A 19,732-nucleotide genomic window follows, 5' to 3' on the forward strand; every position below is an offset into this window, starting at 1 on the left:
AGTACCCAGGTCGAATCCTTACCTCGATTGCAGCAGCGTGGGGCATGAGCTGGTTGCCCATGCCCCCTGAGCTAGCTACTCTGCCTGGTCGCCCGCCACTACACCCATTCCGACCCACGAGTAGTTGAAGGTCCAGTAGTTGGCGATCTGGCCGCTCCAGACGATGAACTCATCCATATGGTCGTGGCACGACTTGGTGATCACGTAGCCCTGGTTGAGCTTGCTCTGCTGAGCAGACTTGCACGCGGCGGACGAGGCGTAGTAGTCCGACTCGGTCGCCTGAGCCGCTGTTGCGGTCAACCCGACGAGCGCCGCAGTCAGGACAACTCCGGCGCCAATCTTGGTGGCCAACTTCATCTTGTGTTTCCTCTCAGTCAAGATCGCCGGCAAACGGAACGTGGCGAATCGATACGAAGCGAGAAGAAGCCCCCGCGGCACGCCACAAAGTAGCGCGCCTACGGCCAGTCACTGTGAACCGTTCCCCCGAACTCAGCGCGACCTCCCCCAGACGCAACGCTAGCGAGACGCCATCAGCCAGTCCAAATCATCGGTTATGCGTAGATCACCGTCCGGACAAAGGCCCTTGTGATCGGCCGCCAGAAGCGCTATGTCAGTCGTCCAGGAAACGTACATCAGGGAATCTGCCGGTCAGACGATGGTTCTCGGAACTACTCAAACCGTGACCGGGACCACGGCAGCTCTGGAAGAGGCGCGAGCCAACCCTGTGTTGAGAACTGTTACGCGGCGCTACCGACCACCAATACAACGAAAGATGTAGTCCACCAACTGCGTTTCTCTGTGTCGAAGATGCAACGCGGCTTCAAGCAACTGACACGAGATCGTCACTACCGCCGCCACCAAGGGCTTGCCCGATTGGTAATTGGCTGCCGGACGGGGGTCACGAAACCGGCCCCGGCTTTGGACATCATCGATAGACGTGGAGGCACCTCAGACTGTTGTCAGCAACGCCGACTTGACGTTGACGTTATCCGTTTCGTCGCGCGGGGCGCGTCACAGGTCGCCGTGAAGCTCCTCGAGCTCTGACCGTGCTGCCGCTGCCATCTCGGCCTTCGATGGTGATCGATTGCTGCTCCTCGTCGCAGCTCTCGGGTTTCGAGCGCGGAGCAGCTCCACCGTCTTCGCGATCAACACGGCCGTGGAGGCATGGCTGCCAGCCGGAACATCGTCGATGAGCATGCGGCCAGCGAGAAGGGAGACGAGATCGTCGAAGCCTGTACCTTCGCTCTCAGCTACGCGAAGGAGGTCGTCGAGGCGGTCGGTGAGCGCCTCACTTCGCAGTCGCGCGGGAATAGCGATCTCGTGTCCTTGTTGGTTCGCCGTCTTGCGCAGATAGCCACGCGCCCGCAGCGTGGACGTCGCCACACCGATGGTGTCTGGGCTCGCGGAAGCAGCCGAGGCGAGCGTGGACACAGACGGAAGATCGCCACCGATCTTTCCTCCGGCAATCAACGCGGCAAGTGCTTGCGTGATTAGTTCGGGAGGGGTTCTCATTTATCCTCCAACTGAATCGCCCAGGGTCTCCGGAGTTCATTCTGGCAGCAATCGATGCCGCGAACCGTACTGTTCGCGTCGAACGGTTCACTGTGAGGCATGCGACAAAGACCTGGACCATTCGACGCGAACAGTATGGATCGGGTCGTGTAATCGCCCAATAGCAACAGTTGTTGAGCTTCACTCACACTCGGACGTAGTCCGATAGAGCTCAAATCAAGTATTTTGGTCCGCAAATAGGTTCGAGTACCATCGGCGAGGCCAGTGTCTGGGCGGAAATGAGACAGCCGAGATCCCTGGAAATCCGGGCCCCCCAGCCCCAAATCCCCCCACTGTACTTACTTACTTACTTCTAAGATCTCCTTAAGAAAGAAAGATCTATATAAAGGGGCCCAGGGGGAAACATATATGCCCCCTGATCTCTTTAGGGGGTCACTCTCGCAAAAGCGTCGGACAGCGAGACTCCGTGAACTACGATCCCAGCCGCCCGCTGGCAAGAAGCTGTCACACCGGCTGGTCAGACGCAGTCCAGCCCTCGCGACAGACTCCGGCACCCGCATTGGGTCGCGCTGATGGGCGCAGGCGGGAGCACCCGAGCCGGAGAGCACGATCAACCGCCCGGCGGAAGGCCGGCGCCGACTCAAGCCGCTCTGCCGGTACCGTCGCGTGCACGGCGTCCGGCTCGTCACCGATCGACGCCGACCCGCGATCGGCCCGCAGCGCTCGTGCCGACGGCGGGTCGCGCGCGACCTGATGCGAGCCGGGCGCGGATCATCACCAGCGCGACCAGGTGATCTACCCACGTCGATGCCGCCCCTCCGCGCCGCGCCAGCTCGTCGCCACGATCGGCTCACAGCCGTTTCCAGGCATCGTCGCCGACTGCGCCGCATGTACTTCACGTGACCAACATTCGCATTCGCCAGCCGCGCCGCACACAGACCTGGCAGAAGCACCCCGCGATCGGAGAATACCCAGTGAAGTACAACCATGCCGCGCCTGCCAGCGCGACCGGACACCCCGCCAGCGACCCTCGACACTCTCGAGCGACACGAGGATCCGTCGACCCCACCGGTACCGCCGGAGCTCCACTCACCCGACCGTCGCTCACCCCGCCGTCGACACAAACATCAGGCCCAGGGTCCCCGCAACCCAAAAGCGCATGGGGCCGAGCGCTGCGAGCGGCGTAGGACCCAGCCGGTTGGAGCCACGCATCACAGACGTACACATGGGACTGCACCCGGCAGCCCAGCCGCATCGAGAGAGTTAGACATGACCGCAGTAACCGCCACCGCTTCCAACCCGGAATTCATCTGGCGTCCACGCCCAAACCGCCGCGTCCCCGCCGCCGACGTCCAGGTCGGCGATGTCATCCTCGGACCCTACGGTGGCCACGCCACGGTGGTGGCCGTCGACGGCGACGGCTACATCACGGAGCACGGCCCGCAGATCAACGCCGACCCAGTCCTCGTCGCCGGCGATGATGACATCCTCGGCCCCGACATCCGCGACCTGACCGACGACGAGCTCATCCTCATGCTCGCCGACCCCGACGGCAACCTCGACTACTGGCACTACCGAGTCAACCAGCTATTCCTCTGGGGCGCCGTGTCCCGGGTCGACGACTGGGACCGCATCGTCGGCGCCGCGACCCGCAGCGAGGACGGCGCCGACGCACTCGGACTGCTCCCGCACAGTCTCGACTTCGTGCGCCAGGCGGTGGAGCACGCACTCGAACGCCACCACCGCAGGAACGCGCAGCTCGGCGTGGGCCGCACGCTCTACCGGTCGTGCCCGCAGGCTGACTCCCTACCTAATACCCGGACGACCCTCCCGGAGTAGACGCGAGGACCTCTCCCTGCATGGAGGCGATCCACCGAGATTCGCGCTCCGGCGATCCCGCTCTCCACCCTGCAACCTCCAGACGACAAGATCACCGTACCTCAGAAAATATGCCGGTTAGAAGCATTTTCCCAATCACCTTACGCTTAGAACCCAACCGGTTTCGACTCCCGATCATAGGGTTAACACCAGCAAGCACACGGTTTGCTGGTGCTAACCGAAAGGCACCGCCGTGAACACCACCCCCTCCGCCACCGAGACCGACTTCGAGCTCATCTGGAACCCCCGCCGCGCCCGCCAGGTCCTCCCCCGCGACCTCGAGCCGGGCGACGTCATCCTCGGCCACGACGGCGGCCACGCCACCATCGACGAACCCGAAGAGGACGGGTACATCTCGGAGTTCGGCATCCGCATGCAGGACGATCCCGACGAGCCGGTTACCGTTGTCGCCGACGACGACATCCTCCGAACCGACATGCGCGGCAAGAGTGCTATCGAGGTGCTCGAGTACGCCGACTGCCGTTACGGCGACACCGACGACTGGCACTTCCACCTCAACCAGCTGTTCCTCTACAACGTCGTCACCTCGACGCAGGACTGGCACGACATCACAACCCGGGCCCTCAGCTCCCAGCGCGACTCGATGGTGCTTCACGAGCTGAAGCACCCCCTTTCCGCACTCGAGGCTGCCATCGAGAACGGCCTCGCCCGCCACCAGAAGAAGAACGCGGACCTCGGTATCAACCGCACCCTCTACCGCTCGTTCGACGGCGGGTACTGATTAGTTCCGGGGCGTCAGCCTGCATGCTGGCGCCCCGGGAACGCCTCTCCCGCAATACCGAGTATTGATTGCTCGTGGTGGGGCTCCGAACCACACTCGCTAGGGTCACCGCACCATTAAGCGCACCTGCCGCCGATCAACATCAGACGACATGAGCCCGATCCGAACCCCAGATCGTCCGCGTTATCGATCAGCGTCATCGAACAGGATGGTCAGCTCTCTGACATCCGTGAGGTGGGTGTGCACGTACCCCCGTGCGGCGGCAGCGAAACCTACGCGGACACTCCCGCGAGGCGTCCACCAGTGCGTCCGGGGGGAGGGACGCTGCGGCGCGATCAACGCAGTGAACGGGATCGCTGCAGGCAGCGCCACGATCAAGAAGATGATCGATGCCGCCCACCACGGGGCTCCGTCCACGATCGCGGCCACGGGCAGATATATGCAGGCCGCGGCGGCGAGAAGGGCGAAGACCCCAGCCGCGATCACCCAGCTGAAGCTGGGCAGAAGGTCGCGAGGTTGACCGCTCACCAACCGCTGTTTACTTCGCCACACGAGACAGCAGGCAACACTGACGACAGCGGAGCCGACCAAGAGGAGCAGCAACGACGCGATGACGCTGTAGGTGTTCGCCCACATGGCGAACGTCACCTCCTCACCGCCCCAGACCGGCATCACAGCCAGGACCCCGAGAACCCCGCCGGAAAGCAGTGCACACCAGCCAATGAATGCGACAAGGGCCATCATCATCAGCGGTCGCGGGTACCGCATACCGAGAAACTCGCGGCCGAGAACGGCGCAGGTGCCACGGATGGCCTGACGGGCCTCAAAACGAAGGATGCGCCGCCGGTCCTGCCGGAGAACGATGGATGCCCCGTCTGCGGCGAAGAAGACGATTCCGACGGCTGCCGACGTTAGAAGGAGGTATTGGCCTGGCGCTTCGGTGTTGAACGCGCTGGTGAATAGGACCCAGCAGGCCGTCGTGAGCGACCCGGTGAGGACAGCGGCGACCGTGAACCGAGACGAGCGGACGTGCGCGAGTCGGTCTCCTGCCTGCTGATTTCCCCAGGCTGTCACCTGGATGGCGACAACAAACGCGGCGAACACGCCAAGGAAAGACCAGGCGTCGCTGACAGCAATCGTGTGGGCGAGCTCGCTGAGCCGCTGCCGGCCTTCTTGCGGAGGCCCGGCGAGGGTCACGACGAGGATGAGGATCTCGAGAAGAACGACGGCACCGCCCAGCATCAGCAAGATGCGGGTCGGAACGCCTCGGATGCCGAATCGTCGCTCTCGAGGTGGAAGGTGGTTAGTCACGAGTTAAACTGTCGGACCACAACGCGACGCGGTAAGGCGGTGGCGCGTGCACGGGGCCAGAATGGAAAGCGGAGGAGACCCTGAGCCTTGTGCCCTTATCGATCGGAGCGGCGAGGGAAGAGGTCCACTCCGAGCCCGTCTTCAAGCTGTGTGATCAGGACGAGGTCAGGCCACGATGCGCCGCTGAGAACTCGGACGATCTGCGCATGATCGACGCCGCATAACTCGGCGATGTCGCGTAGAGGTCGACCGTCGATCGCTGCTCGCAGGTTTGTGGCGAACCGTAGCGCCGCGTGCGCCGGCTTCACTAGCCGTTCGTCCTCTGGTGCCAACGGTTCTTCGTCCCAGGTTTGCTCGGCGACACGTGCTGCGAACGTCCGCGGCCAGGCCGCGAGGACCTCACGCGGTCGTCGACGCTTCAGTCTGGGCATACGTCGAGCGTAGACGAGCGATGACCGGTCGCACGACGGTTCATTATTGGTGCATTGTTGCACCAATCATGACGCAACTTTTGCGCAGTGTCAACTGCGTGACCGAATCCAACCGTTGCGAGCAGTGAGCTCTGTACAAAAGAACCCCGTTGGTGCACTATTGCACCACTCGCATTTCAGGCGCCGCCTCCCACTCCGGCGCAGCGACCCGACTCGACGTCGTCCCGACCTTGCAAAAGATCGTCGGGCTGACGTAGCGCCCAGCCGCCACCCACCCAAGTGCATAGACCTTCGTGAACGTAGATCGAAGGGATTGAAGCCATGACAGGGCGTACGTCGACCAAGTACAAAGCGCTGAAGCCGAGCAGGGCCGGGAGCGACCTCCTCATCTGGGAGGACTCGAGAGGCAAGGTCCATCGCGACCGGATCGGCCCTGAGCGCATCCATGACCCACTCCACCTTGCGAACCCTGCCCGTATCCCGGTTCCGTACCAGGCCATGCCGAACCGACACGGAAAGTACTGGTTCTCCCAGACCGGTAACCATGTCTGGCACGAGTCGATGTTTGAACGGTGGGCGCTGATGATGCTCGACTTCGGGGCGGACGTGATCGCGGTCAGCTCGCAGCCGTGCCTCCTCGAGTTCACGGACGGTAGCTACCACTACCCCGATTTCTTCGTCATCTTCGGAGATGGCAGCCGCGGCCTTATCGATGTTCACTCCGAGACCATCACCGACGAGGAGACGCTTCTCGGCTTCCAAAGCACGCAATCTGCCTGCCGCCGGATCGGATGGTCGTACGAGCTTCTCCGACACGTCAATCCCGTCGTGATCAGGAACCTCGAACTACTGATGATGTACCGGCACCCGATCAACAGCATTCATGACGACCAGCGCAAGACACTCCTCGAAGCTGTGGACGGCCTGCCATTCGGCGAAGCAGTGCATGTCGACCCCAGCGTCCCATCCACCCTCACCACTTGCCGCATCTACCAACTGTTATGGACCGGTGAGCTCATCGCCGACCTCACCCGCCCGTTCGGCGACTACACCATCCTCCGGAGCAACTGACATGCAGCGCACATTCGACATCAGCAAGCCACTCAAGTTCAACGACGGCGAGTACTACGTCACCGAAGTCCTCGGAGGCCAATACCGGCTGTGGAATCCCTCCACCGATGAGTACTCGATGATGGCCGCGTGGGAGCTGCCAAAACGACTCGCAGAACCGTTGACGCGACTCGTTGCGAACCCCCGGCAGTTGGAAATCATGCCGGACGACGAACGTGAGAACGTAACGTTCTGGGCAGAGCACATCCGGGAGCTGGACACGGGCTGCAAGTGGGCTGGCGCCGACTTCAATCCAACGTACGACCCAAAGACCAGCCTCAACGACCGAATTAGCGCGAAGCTTCGCGAACTCGAGAGCCTCGGCCGCGCGACGTCCAGATCGACGATCATCCGCAAACGCAAGAAGCTCAGAGCCGGCGGCGTCACCGCCCTCATCGACGGACGCGAGCTACGGACCGAGACCCCCGTCGACGGTGCCGATCAGAGGATCGTCGACGCTCTTCGGAAGCGCGCCGCGATCGCCTCAAAGAACTCCACGATCACCAAGCTGGCCCACATCGCTGAGGCGATCGCTGAGGTTAAAACCCTCGATCCCAGCATCGAGATTCCATCGGAAGCGACCCTTCGCCGGTGGTTCAACTACGTCAGCACCGGCAAACGAATCAGCAAATCGTCACAAAGTCGGAAGTCGCTTGCCTCGGTGCCCAAGCGATCGTTCGGCGACACCCGTAAGTACTTCCCGGGGCAGTTCACCGAGATCGACTCGACCATGCTTGACTGCTTCGTTTACGACGAGGACAACAACATCGGACGCCCCATCCTCACGATGCTCATCGATGTTTGCACTCGCAGCATCATCGCGTGGACCTTCCGCCTCATCGCGGCCAAAGCGGTCGACCACTCGTTCCTCATCGCGGAGGCGCTCACACCTCCGCAGCTGCGACCGAACGCCGGTAGTGCGTGGCAAGACCTGCAACTTCGCTTTCCGTGGGTTGACCTCGTATCGGTCGAAGATCGTGCAGCCCTCGACGACACGATGCCATTCATCCGCCCCCAGACCATCACCATCGATTGGGGCACCGACTATCACGGCACGGCATTTGAGGCCACGTGTGAGGCATACGGCATCGACATGCTGTACGCCGCCCCGGGCACCCCGACGGACAAAGGTCACGTTGAACGCGCCTTCGGCACGGTCAAAGGGTTCGTCGAACACATCGCCACGTTCACCGGCGGAGCTCCCGGGCACCGAGGCGACATCGAAGACAGGCCGATATTCGACCTTGTCAGTCTCGACGCTGCCTTCGGCGAATGGCGAACCCGCGTCTACCAGAACACTCCGAACGACGGATTATTCGACCCGTACCGTCCCGGCGTCACGCTAACTCCCAATCAGATGTACATGGCCACCTGGGATCTTGCACCGATGCAGCCCGTACCGATGGACAAGATCGACTACATCGGGCTGCTCCAGCCAGATCGCCGCACCATCCAGGCACAGGGCATGCAGGTCAACAAGCGCTTCTACGATTCGATCCAGCTCCAAGCTCTTCGCTCTGCCTCACCGCGGATGGATGAGTCCGGGAACGCGATCAACGATTGGGAGATCCGTGTTCACCCGCACGACCCGCGTGCGATCTGGGTGCGCACTCCCGGCAACGAATGGTTGGAAGTGCCGTGGCGCCACCGATCCGCCGTAAACCAGCCGCACCAATCACAGCTCTGGAACGAAGCGCAGCGAATCCGCGACGCATACCCGACGAAGTTCAGCCCGCTCGAACGACGCCTCGCGACGATCGACATCCTCACGGAAGCCAACAAGAGCGACGCCACGATCAGGAAGATCCGCGCCCAGCAGAAGGCGGCGAAGACGATGGCCGAGATCGGTGGCGTCCCGATGCCCGAACCGACCGCCCTCGAACTCGAACCGGCCCGGAGCATGGAACAGGAGCCGGCCGAACTTGATCAGATCGACAACGACCTTGAACCCTACACCGGAGGTAACTGGAAATGAGTGAGCTGTTCCGCACGCACAAGACGCTGCGCATGACCACGAAGGAGGGCCTCACTCAGGCTCTTGAAAAGAGGTGGGAGCGGCCTCAGCTGATGACGATCGACGACTATCGGAACCTCAGGGAAAGTGATCGTCTCGACTACAACATCGCACGGTCCGCGTACACGTCCGGGGCTATCCGCCTCCCAACTGAAAACGGCGACCAGGGCCACAAGCTGCTCGAGAACCTCATGCGAGCGAACGTCCACGCCCCCAACCGGAGCGGGATGATGATCGACGCCGAGCCCCACATGGGCAAGACCACCCTCCTGCGTGCGCTGATGGAGTGGACGCATCAACGGTATCGTGCTGACTTCCCGCAAGCCGAGTATCGCGGCCATGTCCCGATCGTCTACGTCGAGGCTCAGCCGGACACATCCGGCAAAGCACTCGCGACAGCGCTCCTGGCGTTCTTTGGCGGGACCCCATACGCACGCGACAATACTCCAACCATCATCAACCGAGTGATCGGGCTCATGCGAGACGCTGGCACCCACCTCGTATGCATCGATGAGTTTCACAACATCGCCGCAAACAACGTCGGTAACGGACAAACAGTCGATTACATCAAGAGCTTGCACAACGAAGTTGAGGCGACTTTCGTGATCTCTGGCATCGAAGTCAACAAAAGCAAGGTACTCACGGACACCCCCCGCGGAAGGCAGCTCCGAAGCAGGTTCACAAAGCACGGCATCAAGCCATACAGGCTCGGCGATGCAACCCAGCAGAGGCAGTGGCAGCAGCTACTGCTCGGCTTCGAACGCGAGCTCCCACTACTCGCCCAGCAGAGGAATTCGATCCTCCAATTTCAAACTCTCCTTATGAAGAGGACCAGCGGCAACATCGGCGCTCTTCACAAGCTACTCACTCGGATAGCTGTCGACCTGATCTGGGCGGACCACCCGGCGCGAGAAGCGCTCACCGCGGATCACATCATCTCGATGTCACTGGACATCGCTTCCGAGGAAGCAGAGCTGATCGCCGACGCAGAAGCTGAAATAGAGAAGGCGCGCGCCAAGAAGCAGGCCGCAAAGCAGCAGAGAGAGCTTGCGAAAGTTGCGTAAGCATAGCGCGGCACCTCGTACCTACGTCGGCGGTTTGGAGACGTGGGACATGGTCTGTCGCACCTACCCGATTCGCGTATGGCCTCGCCATCTCGAGACCATCGACAGCTTCTCCGAGCGACTGCTCTCGTCAAACGGGGAGACCTTCGCACACCGTACGCGACTTGTCAGGGCAGCCTCCCGCCTTCGGCCGGAAATGTCAAAGGAAGACCTGTGGATCGAAATCCTCGCCGCCAAAGCACAAGTACCATTGGACTCCCTCGGTGAGCCTGCAACGCCCGAACTCCGTCATCACGACGGAACGACTTGCCTCGCCTGCAAGGCGGGAACAGGCGCGCAGTGGATGTGCCGCGATTGCGCCGGCGTCAAGCCAGTGCGCCTCCGACCACATCTCGAGACCCTTGTGTGCGTTCCTCATCGGCGTTGGGTGGGTTCCGGAGCTGACCCCGACAATCAGTTTGAGGTAAGCGATGACTTCATCGAAGCCGAGCGTCAATTTCAGTCGCTCCGGCAGCGAGGCGTGGCGGACGCGACCACGCTCTGGGAGCTCATTCATACGATCGATCCATCGCTCACCGATGAAGCTGCACACCACCTCCTTCCGGCTCGCCCATTCCCTCACGCCATCCGGCTCTGGACAATACTGGCGAGCACGGAATTCCAAAAGGCGTTCTTCGACCCCTCCTCGACGTACAAGCAGTCGCTGAACATGCTCAATACCGCGCTCAAGAACTCCGGGCTCGGCGACCAAGGCTTGACGACACGCGTCTGGCACTACCTCCGGTTCACGGCTCTGGGCGTGCGCGAATGGCTCGACCAAAGGGCACTCGGGTCGAACGCACCGTTTCGCCCACGATGGGACCACGACCTCTGGCTGGAGCCTGCCGTCCTGGAGAGTTTCACGCTACCGACACGTCCACTCGAACGCTTCGAGCGCTATTTGCAAGCGTCAAACAGTCAGACGATCACGGCCACAAACTGGCGGGAGGTTCTCACCCACCGCAGCGCCGGTCAGCCAGTAGACCACCTCCGTGAGAACCTGAAACGCAGAGGCGGCGTGTGTCCTGCCGGTCACCGAGTACCTGTCGAACCGGTCCGCGAGGTGGGAAAGCGCACATCGTTCCTCTGCGCTTATTGCAGCGGGCGACGAGTAATCCCCGGCGAAACAGACATCGCGTCAACTCATCCCGCGCGAGCGAGCTATTTCGACTTCGCCGCCAACTCCCCTCTTCTACCCATCGATCTGCACTCGAACCTCCCAACGAAAGTCGCTTGGGTCTGCCCTCTAGGACACACGTATGAACGAAGCGTTCAGGGCCAGTGCATAGGTGAAGAGCCGTGTCTTGTGTGCAACGGCAGCATCGCACGCCCCGGTTTCAACACACTTCAGGATCTCCGGCCGGATATCGCACGCGAGTGGCATCCGACGCTAAACACGAAGTCGCCGTCAGAAGTCACGTTGAGAGGGAACGAGCGAGCCTGGTTCATCTGCCCGAAGGGACACCAGCCATACGAAACGATGATCAGATCTCGCGCCAACGGAACCGGCTGTCGCAAGTGCGGGCATGCTCTTGGCGCGCACAAGGGCCAGCAGCTCATCAGTGAACGCTACCCGGAACTCGCAACCCAATGGGTCCCCGAACTCAACGACGGCGTCCGATTCGGAGAGGCACGCGGTATCTCCTTGAAGCACGTGTGGCGCTGCAGTCGGGGCCACGAGATTTCGCGGGAAGCCTTCATCAGGGCGAAATTGGGCTGTGGACGCTGCTCAGGCCACGTGAAGACGCCGGACTGCAACATTCTTCTCGAAAAGTATCCGCTCATAACGAGCGAGTTCCATCCGACCGCGAATCAAGTAAGCAAATTGCAGATGAACGCATCGGACAACTATCTCTGGATCTGCGCGGCAGGCCATGTACGGAGTGCGACTCTCCACACGCGGATCAACTCGCGCGGATGCTCGGCTTGCCCGAGGCCGGATCGAATCGCCTACGAAAGCAACGAATGGACGGCCGGAGCCCGTGGTCGCGCAAGTAATGACCCCGCTCTGATGCGCCAATCAAACTATCTGGTGAAGCAGTACCCTCTCATCACAAGCGAGTTCCACCCGACGAAGAACAGTGTTGATAAGGTCAGGATTCGGTCAGCGCAGACGTACGTTTGGCTTTGTGCGTATGGCCATGAGCGAGAGACCCACGTTCATAGGCGAGTCGACTCGAGAGGCTGCCCAGACTGCCCAAAGGAGCGCCGGATTGGCTATCGCGCCGACGACGAGCGACGCTAGCCGAAGCTGACTTCGCTATCGGATGCGACCCGGCAACCCGAACATTCGACAAACTTCGGTCGCCGCACCTTGGTCTCAAGTAGCTACGGCACGAGCAAGCGACGCTCAACGATCTCAATCGCTGCCGCGTTCGGGCTCAACGTACGTGTCGGCCACGAAACGGACCACCCCGACTTCCGCTTCGGTCTACACGCGCCCGCCTCTGGTGCAACCGGCAGAACGGACACAGCTCACCCAAAGCTCACGAACAGCCCGAGCGTCCCCTGACCGTAGGCGCAAACCTCGGTCAAACACCATCGTCCTCAGAAGCTTGTCTCTGACTCAGAGTAAGCACATCAATCGACGGGCCGGAGAAGTCGAGCTCAAACTCGCCCCCAGCTTCCGCGTCGACGTTCGACGCGGTCGCCCTCCACGTCATCGTTACCGGGCCAGTGCGCGCTTTGGGGATGAGCACCACCGTCCGAACATCGACCAACTTTCCGTGGTCGGAAGGGCGAAGGTCGAAGGCATCAAGTTCGACAACGAAGCTGCCGCCGTTCCGGATCTCCCGACGACCAAACGAGCCGACGACGGGCGGGATCGCAACCCGGAATGTAGGGTCAGGCAGGTAAGGGCCGAAAGACCGCGGTCGATCAGGAAGACGGAAGGCGAGAAGCCTGCGGTCCTCATTCGAGTCCTCGGCGTGCGCGTCCCCACTCACACTGAGGGTGACATGGATGTCCTTTAGATTCGTACTGCCCAGATTGTCAGCGACGATCTCCACGGCCGGGAACACCGACGCGGCGACGCTACGAAGCGTGTCCGGTAGCATCTCACGAATCCTCGCAAGATGACTCTCAACATGTCGGAGATACTGCTCCTCAGTCCGGTCCTCCGGCCGATGCAGAAGCGACGGGAAGGCTGGCGGAATGGCTGCACCAGCCGTGAGCACCCGAGAGAGACGGTCAGCGTTCAAACTCTCCAACATCGATCGTCGCTCAGATTCGATAAAGGCTTCGATACCTTCTTTGTCCCACCAGTACGTCGGATAACGATCAACACCGACAGCTCTGATCCTTATAGGGAGAATCGGTTCCGGATCGGCCGGGAGGAACCGTGCTGCGAGACGTCGCAAATCCGCGGGAGTCGCTGGCTCCGACTTCGAACCGACACGAGTGAAAACCTGGCCGACCCTCAGCTTGTCGACAGAGCTAGTCAAGACAAAAGGCGGCTGCCCGCGGCGCGGAGGCATCACCTGGATCACCAACACGACGAGCTCCCGGAAACGCAGCCAATGGGGAATCCACCGAGGTCCTTCCCGCCCACCGGTGAAAGCATCAAGCTTGTTCTCGAGCACAGTCGAATCGATCGCGTTGACGCCATGCGCCACTCCTGGCTCAAGCCCGACCACAACGATCGCGTTCCCGCCGAGATGCGTGGCGGCCTCATCAGGATCACGATTCGCCATCGCGATGATTGCTCGAGCTACCGCTCCAAGGTGGGCTCTGTTTTCCCACGAGTACGTCGACTTCCACTCGACCCAATACGCCTCGTCGTTCGGTGTGGCTTCGAAGATGGCAGCGAGAAGCTCCGACCACTCGGCTACACGCGTCGGCAACCTGCTGACGTCGAAATCGATCACGCTTACAGGCTATGCGCGACCAGCCGACGCCGCCGAACGAAACCACTTCAAGCTCGCGACGGGTATTGGGTGCGCGTCCTGGTGCCGTGGGGAACTTGGGACGGAAGCAGTGTCATCTTTTGTGCGTGTCTGAACGCGGCCTGGCGCTGCGATGGCCAATGAAATGCTGGTGTCAAGAACGCGATTTATGTCGTCCGGCATGAGAGCGGACAGCTCTCCCCCGAGATTACGGCGGACCACCGACATTCCGCCGCTCGCGACTCCTGTCTCACCGGCGTGTCGCGGTGTCAGGTCGGCGTGTCGCGCCCTCTGTCGCGGGCACCGACACCACGACCTCCGGATCCGCGCCCCGATCAGCGCGGACGAGGATGATGCCGCCCAGGATGAGCACGCCGCCGAGGAGCTGCAGGACGCTCAAGCGCTCTCCGAGGAGCAGCCAGGCGTAGAGGCTCGCCGCCACGACCTCCAGCAGTCCGACGAAGGAGGCCAGGCGCGACCCGAGCAGCTCGGTGGCGGTGATGCTGGAGGCGTAGGCCACTGCCGTCGCGAGCACGCCGACCACCGCGAGCGGCACCCACCAGGCCGTCGGCCGGCCGAACAGCTCGACGTCCGTGAACCGCACCGCGAAGGGCAGCAGACCGGTCGCACCGACGGCGGCGAGGGCGAGTCCTCCGACGAGCAGGCCGCCCGACGCCAGCGCGACCGGGGGCAGGCCGTCGCTCGGGCGGGCGGCGATCACATAGAAGGCGGCGCATCCGACCATCGCGACCGTCGCGAGCACGATCCCGAGCGGATCCAGGCGACCGGCGCCGCCGGGCGACACGACCAGCACGAGTCCGACGACGGCGACGGCCGATCCGACGAGCACGACCGCGTGCGGCGCACGGCGGGTACGGGCCCACGCCACCGCGACGAGCAGCACGGGAGCCAGGTACTCGATCAGGATGCCCGTGCTCACGGGGATGCGCTGGATGGCCGAGAAGTACAGGACCTGCGTCCCCGCGACGCCGACCAGCGCCATCCCGAGGAGCCGCCAGCGGCCCCGCCAGACGGCCGCCCAGCGCCCACGCAGCGAGACGAGGGCGAACGGCAGGAGCACGAGACCGCCGATCAGCGCCCGCAGCGTGACGGCGGCGACGGGCGACCATCCGCTCTCGAGCAGGGGCTTGATGAACGCTCCCGACATCCCGAAGGTCGCCGCCGCGAGCAGCGCGATGAGGAGGCCGAGCGTCGTCGGGTGGCGGTGCGACATGAGAGTCACCTGTCAGGATCGAAAGGGATGATGGGCCTGACGCTAGTCTTGTGCCGAGTAAGGAGTCAACTTGCATTTTGCCCCTGACACGGTGGACGCGCTCGAGTTCGCCGTCGAGCTGGGCAACACGGCGCCCGGCGCCTCCCGCAGCGGAGACGACGAGCTCCCCACCCCGGCTGAACTGGCACAGCTGCTCGCCCGCAACCGGTACTCCGGCCGGAAGGAGGAGACCGAAGCCGAACTGGCCGACGTGCACGCGACCCGCGATCTGCTGCGGCGCGTCTGGTCACTCGACCGCGACGATGCGGCCCTGGCCGTCAACGGCATCCTCGCCGACGCGCACGCCCTTCCCTATCTGCTGCGCCACGACGGCTTCGACTGGCACCTGCACGCGACCTCGCAGGACGCGCCGCTCGCCGAGCGCATCCGGGTGGAGGTCGCACTGGCCCTCGTGGACGTGATCCGCGCGCGTGAGACGGACCGCCTGCGGGTGTGCGCCGCCGACGACTGCACCGCACTGCTGCTCGACCTCTCCCGCAACGGCTCCAAGCGCTTCTGCAGCGTGCGCTGCGGCAACCGCGTCAACATGATCGCGTTCCGCGCGCGCAAGGAGAGCGGGGCGTAGTGGAAACGATCCGCAGCGGCCCGGAGCAGCCGCGGTGCGTCAGGACCCGTACGCCCGCAGGAACGCGCGAACGCCCTCGACGATCAGGTGCTGCGTCTGCTGCTCGTCGCGTTCGATCGGGCGCCCGAGGGTGTTGGCGAACGACGAGACGGTGAGGGCCACGAAGTGGTCGGCCGCGAGACGCGGGTCCGGAGCGACGAGCAGCCCGCGCCGGTCGAACTCGGCGAAGCGCTCGGCCACGGCATCCTCGGGCTCGCCGACACTCCAGTGTTTGTCCCAGAGCTCGGGCAGGTTCACCGACTCGGTGGAGAGCAGACGCATCAGCGCGATGTAGTCGGAGGACCCGAGCGCGGTGGACGTGATGTCCTGGGCGAACCGCGTCAGCGCGGCCTCGATCTCGATCTCGCCCCGGAGGTTGGCGTCGATGGCCGCGGTCACAGCCGTGCCGAGCGCGTCGACGGCCTGCTCGACGACGGCCAGGAGCAGATTCCGCTTGTCGCCGTAGTAGTCGTAAACAGTGCGCTTGGAGACTCCGGCACTCGCGGCGATCGCGTCCACACTGGTGCGTTCGACCCCATCCGCGAGGAACAGCTCGCGCGCGGCCGCGAGGATGGCCTCCCGCTTCTGCGCCGACCCCTCTCGAACGCCCTTCGCCGGCGTCGTCGTCTGCATCGGACCTCCCTGATTCCTCCACGATCTTACTCACCGGTTTACTTACTACACTGCACGGTGTAGTTTACCTCTCATGACCATGACCCCACCCGCCGCCGTGAGCTCGCGTCGGCTCAACCTGATCAGCCTCGTGCTGATCCTCGGCGCGATCACGACGATCCTCGACTCGACGATCGTGAACATCGCGCTCGACCACTTCCACACCGTGTTCCACGCCACCGTCGCCCAGACGCAGTGGGTCGTGACCGGCTACCTCCTCGCCTACGTCGCCGTCGTCCCGGTCTCCGGCTGGGCGTCCGAGCGATTCGGCGCGCGGCGCATGTGGATGTTCGCCGTCGCCACCTTCCTGCTCGGATCGGTGCTCTGCGGCCTCGCCTGGAACCTGCCGAGCCTCATCGGCTTCCGCGTGCTGCAGGGCGTCGGCGGTGGGATGGTGCTCCCCATCACCATCACGATCCTCACCAGGGCGGCCGGCAAGGAACGGATCGGCCGGGCGATCGCGACGATCGGCCTGGTCGCCCAGCTGGGACCCATCCTCGGCCCACTGATCGGCGGCTCGCTCATCGACTCGGTCGGCTGGCGCTGGCTGTTCTTCGTCAACGTGCCGATCTGCCTGACCGCACTCGTGCTCGCACCGCTCTTCCTGCCGGTCGGCGCGAAGGATTCGGCGCACCGTTTCGATCTGTTCGGCTTCGTCCTCCTGACACCGGGTGTCGTCGCGCTCGCCTTCGGGATCAGCCGCGGTGCGACCCCCGACGGTTTCGCCGCCCTCGACGCGTGGCTCCCCCTCGCGATCGGCGTCGCCCTCCTCGCCGGCTTCACCGCCTGGTCGTTGCGCTCGAAGCGGCCGGCCCTGCTCGACGTGCGCGTCTTCGCGCGGCGCAGCTTCGGGATCGGCAGTGTCATCACATTCCTGAGCGGCTTCTCGATCTACGCGCTCATGTTCCTGCTGCCGCTCTTCTACCAGCAGATCCGTGGCGACTCCGTCTTCACGACCGGCCTCCTGCTGATCCCCCAGGGTCTCGGGACGATGTGCTTCATCCTCGTCAACCGACGGCTCGGCGACCGGATCGACACCCGCTTCGTCATCGCGGGCGGCGTGGTGCTCGCCATGATCGGAACGCTGCCGTTCGCGCTGGCCGGCGCGTCCGGCGGAGACGTGCTGCTCCTGGCCGGGCAGTTCCTGCAGGGATTCGGGATGGCCGCCGTCTCGCTCCCGGTGATGACGCTCGCCTTCGCCAGCCTCAGCCACGCGGAGACGCCCCGCGGAAGCGCCGCCTTCAACCTGGTGAAGCAGGTGGGCGCCCCGTTCGGCGTCACGGTCATCGCCGTCGTCCTGCAGCAGTACCTCGCGGGAGCGACCACGGCGAACCAGGCGCTCGGCGCCTTCAACGCGACGTTCTGGTGGGTGCTGGCGCTGAGCGCGGTGCCGCTCGTCCTGGCCTTCCTCGTCCCGGCCACCCGCCGGGCCCGGGATGCCGCCCAGCGTGCCGAGAACGCACCGTCCGAAGCGGCAGACTCCGTGATCGAGACCGTCTGACGTTCGCTCCGGATCAGGCGCCGTCGGCCGGCGAGGAGGGCGAACCCTCCTCGCCGGTGCCGAGCAGCCCGCGCGCCTGCTCGGCGGCGCGGGCGATGCTCTCGCCGACGAAGTCCATGAAGCGCGCCATGTTCTCGAGCCGGACGCCGGCCGAGGTGTCGTCGCCGAGCAGGCGCACGCCCTCGCGGGCGGTCTCGGCGATCTGGGCATTGGAGCGCGCCGCCGCGATCATCGACTGATACCAGACGTCGGCGTCGGCGATGTAGCGCTCGCGCCTTCCCTCCCCACGCTCGCGGATGACGAGGCCCTGTCCCTCGAGCAAGCTGATGGCTTTGGAGATGGAGGCGGGGCTCACCTCGAGACGCCGCACCAGCTCGGCCGCCGTGAGGCTGCCCGCGTCGGTGGTGTAAAGGCTGGTGAGGATGCCGGCCGCCACGCGCGGAAGACCGGACTGCATGAAGAGCGTGGTGAAGGACTCCTCGTAGGCGCGGACGGCCGGCGAATCGCGTCCGTCCGCCTGCGGTTCGCGGGCGGCTCCCGAGACGGTGCCGCGACGCTTGTGCGCGCGCTGCTCGGTGGCCCGCTGGGCGAGGTCTGCCCGGTACGCCCCGGGGCCGCCGTTGCGCAGCACCTCGCGCGTGATCGTCGACGTCGGCCGCTCCAGTTGCCGGGCGATCTCCGCGTATGCGAGATCGTCGGCCAGGCCGAGCGCGATCCGATGGCGCTCCTGTCTGGTGAGCCTGCCTGCGGCCATCCGTCACCTCCTTCGTCGAGTCGAGCGTAGCGTTCAGTCGCTCACTAACGCAACAGAATCACTCGTGGTGATTGCATTACTTTCTGACCTATCGCAACGATATATATCCTTTGATCTGGATTTTTATACTTACAACGCAACGCTGGTATTGCCCAGTAAGTGAACGCAACGTAGCGTTTCTTGTATCAGAAACATCCACCAGCGTCACCGATCAAGGAGTTGAGCACCATGCAGACCTTCGACACCCCGTCCCCCGTCACCACCGTCGTCGACGTGCCCGCCGGGCGTCTCCGGTTCATCGCCGCCGAGCGGACGGACGTCCGCGTGGACATCCGCCCCGTCGACGCCACGAAGGCGCGCGACGTGAAAGCGGCGGAGCGCACCACCGCGGCGTTCGCCGCCGGAACGCTCACCATCGGCACGACCGAGCCGTCCGCCGCGTTCGGACCGAGCGGCTCCGTCGAGGTGACGGTCCAGCTGCCCGCCGGCTCCAGCGTGCGGGCGACCGGAAGCGCGGAATTGCGCGGGGCCGGGAGCCTCGGCGACGTGGTCGTCGAGGGGTCGGTCGGCCCGATCGCGCTCGACGAAGCGGAGACCGTCCGCCTCAGCGCCCTCGACGGCGGAATCGCCGTCGGTCGCCTCACCGGCCCGGCCGAGATCAGCACCGCGCGCGGCGACATCCGGATCGCCGAGGCGCGCCGGGGCGACGTGGTCGTCAGCACGCAGTTCGGCGACGTCTCCGTCGGGGTCCCGGCGGGCACCACCGCCGTCCTCGACGCCGGCACGCCGCACGGGCGCATCAGCAACGCCCTCCGGAACACCGATGGATCGGCGACCGTGCGGATCCGCGCCACCACCGCCTCCGGCGACATCGACGCGCACACCCTGTGACCGCGCAGCCCACCAGCCCTCAGGAGAACAT

General features: G+C 63.9%; 18 protein-coding genes. 9 read left to right on the forward strand and 9 right to left on the reverse strand.

Annotated features, from left to right (window positions below; all coding sequences use genetic code 11):
• Positions 1–75: 75 nt before the first annotated feature.
• Positions 76–357 (reverse strand): hypothetical protein, encoded by a 282-nt coding sequence (locus HNR14_RS04725; RefSeq protein ID WP_179700096.1) that lies wholly within the window; start codon positions 355–357, stop codon positions 76–78.
• Positions 358–1,011: 654 nt separating this feature from the next.
• A complete protein-coding gene (locus HNR14_RS04730; RefSeq protein ID WP_179700097.1) occupies positions 1,012–1,512 on the reverse strand; it encodes a hypothetical protein in 501 nt (166 codons plus the stop codon).
• A gap of 1,269 nt (positions 1,513–2,781) precedes the next feature.
• On the opposite strand from HNR14_RS04730, the gene HNR14_RS04735 reads away from it, so the two are divergent.
• Positions 2,782–3,351: a hypothetical protein gene (locus HNR14_RS04735; protein ID WP_179700098.1), complete on the forward strand. Its 570-nt coding sequence runs from the start codon at positions 2,782–2,784 to the stop codon at positions 3,349–3,351.
• A 232-nt stretch (positions 3,352–3,583) separates the two neighbouring features.
• Positions 3,584–4,132, forward strand: a complete 549-nt coding sequence (locus HNR14_RS04740; protein WP_179700099.1) for a hypothetical protein — start codon at positions 3,584–3,586, stop codon at positions 4,130–4,132.
• Between the two features lie 183 nt (positions 4,133–4,315).
• Here HNR14_RS04740 and HNR14_RS04745 read toward each other — a convergent pair whose 3' ends face one another.
• Positions 4,316–5,380 carry a hypothetical protein gene (locus tag HNR14_RS04745; protein ID WP_179700100.1) on the reverse strand — a complete coding sequence of 355 codons (1,065 nt, stop codon included), beginning with the start codon at positions 5,378–5,380 and terminating at the stop codon, positions 4,316–4,318.
• A 158-nt stretch (positions 5,381–5,538) separates the two neighbouring features.
• Entirely contained in the window at positions 5,539–5,874 is a 336-nt protein-coding gene (locus tag HNR14_RS04750) for a helix-turn-helix domain-containing protein (protein ID WP_179700101.1), read from the reverse strand.
• Between the two features lie 321 nt (positions 5,875–6,195).
• Here HNR14_RS04750 and HNR14_RS04755 point away from each other — a divergent pair, with 321 nt between their 5' ends.
• From HNR14_RS04755 to HNR14_RS04765, 3 genes are read left to right on the forward strand one after another with little or no spacing between them, the layout of a single operon-like run.
• Positions 6,196–6,945: a TnsA-like heteromeric transposase endonuclease subunit gene (locus HNR14_RS04755; RefSeq protein WP_179700102.1), complete on the forward strand. Its 750-nt coding sequence runs from the start codon at positions 6,196–6,198 to the stop codon at positions 6,943–6,945.
• A 1-nt stretch (position 6,946) separates the two neighbouring features.
• Positions 6,947–8,959 carry a DDE-type integrase/transposase/recombinase gene (locus tag HNR14_RS04760; RefSeq protein WP_179700103.1) on the forward strand — a complete coding sequence of 671 codons (2,013 nt, stop codon included), beginning with the start codon at positions 6,947–6,949 and terminating at the stop codon, positions 8,957–8,959.
• A gap of 32 nt (positions 8,960–8,991) precedes the next feature.
• A complete protein-coding gene (locus tag HNR14_RS04765) occupies positions 8,992–10,062 on the forward strand; it encodes a TniB family NTP-binding protein (protein ID WP_179700104.1) in 1,071 nt (356 codons plus the stop codon).
• 199 nt (positions 10,063–10,261) lie between these two features.
• Here HNR14_RS04765 and HNR14_RS20755 read toward each other — a convergent pair whose 3' ends face one another.
• Complete coding sequence (locus HNR14_RS20755) at positions 10,262–10,813, reverse strand: hypothetical protein (protein ID WP_246311518.1); 552 nt, start codon at positions 10,811–10,813, stop codon at positions 10,262–10,264.
• Here HNR14_RS20755 and HNR14_RS21475 point away from each other — a divergent pair.
• Positions 10,772–12,346, forward strand: coding sequence for a zinc-ribbon domain-containing protein (locus HNR14_RS21475; protein WP_425485048.1), 1,575 nt, complete (start codon positions 10,772–10,774; stop codon positions 12,344–12,346). The two genes, HNR14_RS20755 and HNR14_RS21475, sit on opposite strands and share 42 nt — an antisense overlap.
• Positions 12,347–12,632: 286 nt before the next feature.
• On the opposite strand, the gene HNR14_RS04775 is transcribed toward HNR14_RS21475, so the two are convergent.
• Positions 12,633–13,967, reverse strand: a complete 1,335-nt coding sequence (locus HNR14_RS04775) for an AlbA family DNA-binding domain-containing protein (RefSeq protein ID WP_179700106.1) — start codon at positions 13,965–13,967, stop codon at positions 12,633–12,635.
• Positions 13,968–14,235: 268 nt separating this feature from the next.
• Complete coding sequence (locus tag HNR14_RS04780) at positions 14,236–15,219, reverse strand: DMT family transporter (RefSeq protein ID WP_179700107.1); 984 nt, start codon at positions 15,217–15,219, stop codon at positions 14,236–14,238.
• 70 nt (positions 15,220–15,289) lie between these two features.
• Between HNR14_RS04780 and HNR14_RS04785 the strand changes: the two genes are divergently transcribed.
• Positions 15,290–15,844, forward strand: coding sequence for a CGNR zinc finger domain-containing protein (locus tag HNR14_RS04785; protein ID WP_179700108.1), 555 nt, complete (start codon positions 15,290–15,292; stop codon positions 15,842–15,844).
• 39 nt (positions 15,845–15,883) lie between these two features.
• On the opposite strand, the gene HNR14_RS04790 is transcribed toward HNR14_RS04785, so the two are convergent.
• Positions 15,884–16,516, reverse strand: a complete 633-nt coding sequence (locus tag HNR14_RS04790) for a TetR/AcrR family transcriptional regulator (RefSeq protein ID WP_179700109.1) — start codon at positions 16,514–16,516, stop codon at positions 15,884–15,886.
• A 73-nt stretch (positions 16,517–16,589) separates the two neighbouring features.
• On the opposite strand from HNR14_RS04790, the gene HNR14_RS04795 reads away from it, so the two are divergent.
• Positions 16,590–18,056: an MDR family MFS transporter gene (locus HNR14_RS04795; protein ID WP_179700110.1), complete on the forward strand. Its 1,467-nt coding sequence runs from the start codon at positions 16,590–16,592 to the stop codon at positions 18,054–18,056.
• A 13-nt stretch (positions 18,057–18,069) separates the two neighbouring features.
• Here the strand turns inward: HNR14_RS04795 and HNR14_RS04800 are convergent, their stop codons facing one another.
• Positions 18,070–18,810 carry a MarR family transcriptional regulator gene (locus HNR14_RS04800; protein WP_179700111.1) on the reverse strand — a complete coding sequence of 247 codons (741 nt, stop codon included), beginning with the start codon at positions 18,808–18,810 and terminating at the stop codon, positions 18,070–18,072.
• 228 nt (positions 18,811–19,038) lie between these two features.
• Between HNR14_RS04800 and HNR14_RS04805 the strand changes: the two genes are divergently transcribed.
• Entirely contained in the window at positions 19,039–19,701 is a 663-nt protein-coding gene (locus HNR14_RS04805) for a DUF4097 family beta strand repeat-containing protein (protein ID WP_179700112.1), read from the forward strand.
• Positions 19,702–19,732 lie beyond the last annotated feature (31 nt).

Origin of the sequence: Leifsonia naganoensis (assembly GCF_013410615.1) — a bacterium.
Taxonomy (GTDB): Bacteria; Actinomycetota; Actinomycetes; order Actinomycetales; family Microbacteriaceae; genus Leifsonia; species Leifsonia aquatica.

Excerpts from the sequence above, each read along its gene's own strand:
- HNR14_RS04725 (WP_179700096.1), bottom strand. The coding sequence starts at position 357 with ATGAAGTTGGCCACCAAGATTGGCGCCGGAGTTGTCCTGACTGCGGCG.
- HNR14_RS04730 (WP_179700097.1), bottom strand. The coding sequence starts at position 1,512 with ATGAGAACCCCTCCCGAACTAATCACGCAAGCACTTGCCGCGTTGATT.
- HNR14_RS04735 (WP_179700098.1), top strand. The coding sequence starts at position 2,782 with ATGACCGCAGTAACCGCCACCGCTTCCAACCCGGAATTCATCTGGCGT.
- HNR14_RS04750 (WP_179700101.1), bottom strand. The coding sequence starts at position 5,874 with ATGCCCAGACTGAAGCGTCGACGACCGCGTGAGGTCCTCGCGGCCTGG.
- HNR14_RS04755 (WP_179700102.1), top strand. The coding sequence starts at position 6,196 with ATGACAGGGCGTACGTCGACCAAGTACAAAGCGCTGAAGCCGAGCAGG.
- HNR14_RS04760 (WP_179700103.1), top strand. The coding sequence starts at position 6,947 with ATGCAGCGCACATTCGACATCAGCAAGCCACTCAAGTTCAACGACGGC.
- HNR14_RS04765 (WP_179700104.1), top strand. The coding sequence starts at position 8,992 with ATGACCACGAAGGAGGGCCTCACTCAGGCTCTTGAAAAGAGGTGGGAG.
- HNR14_RS21475 (WP_425485048.1), top strand. The coding sequence starts at position 10,772 with ATGCTCAATACCGCGCTCAAGAACTCCGGGCTCGGCGACCAAGGCTTG.
- HNR14_RS04780 (WP_179700107.1), bottom strand. The coding sequence starts at position 15,219 with ATGTCGCACCGCCACCCGACGACGCTCGGCCTCCTCATCGCGCTGCTC.
- HNR14_RS04790 (WP_179700109.1), bottom strand. The coding sequence starts at position 16,516 with ATGCAGACGACGACGCCGGCGAAGGGCGTTCGAGAGGGGTCGGCGCAG.
- HNR14_RS04795 (WP_179700110.1), top strand. The coding sequence starts at position 16,590 with ATGACCATGACCCCACCCGCCGCCGTGAGCTCGCGTCGGCTCAACCTG.
- HNR14_RS04800 (WP_179700111.1), bottom strand. The coding sequence starts at position 18,810 with ATGGCCGCAGGCAGGCTCACCAGACAGGAGCGCCATCGGATCGCGCTC.
- HNR14_RS04805 (WP_179700112.1), top strand. The coding sequence starts at position 19,039 with ATGCAGACCTTCGACACCCCGTCCCCCGTCACCACCGTCGTCGACGTG.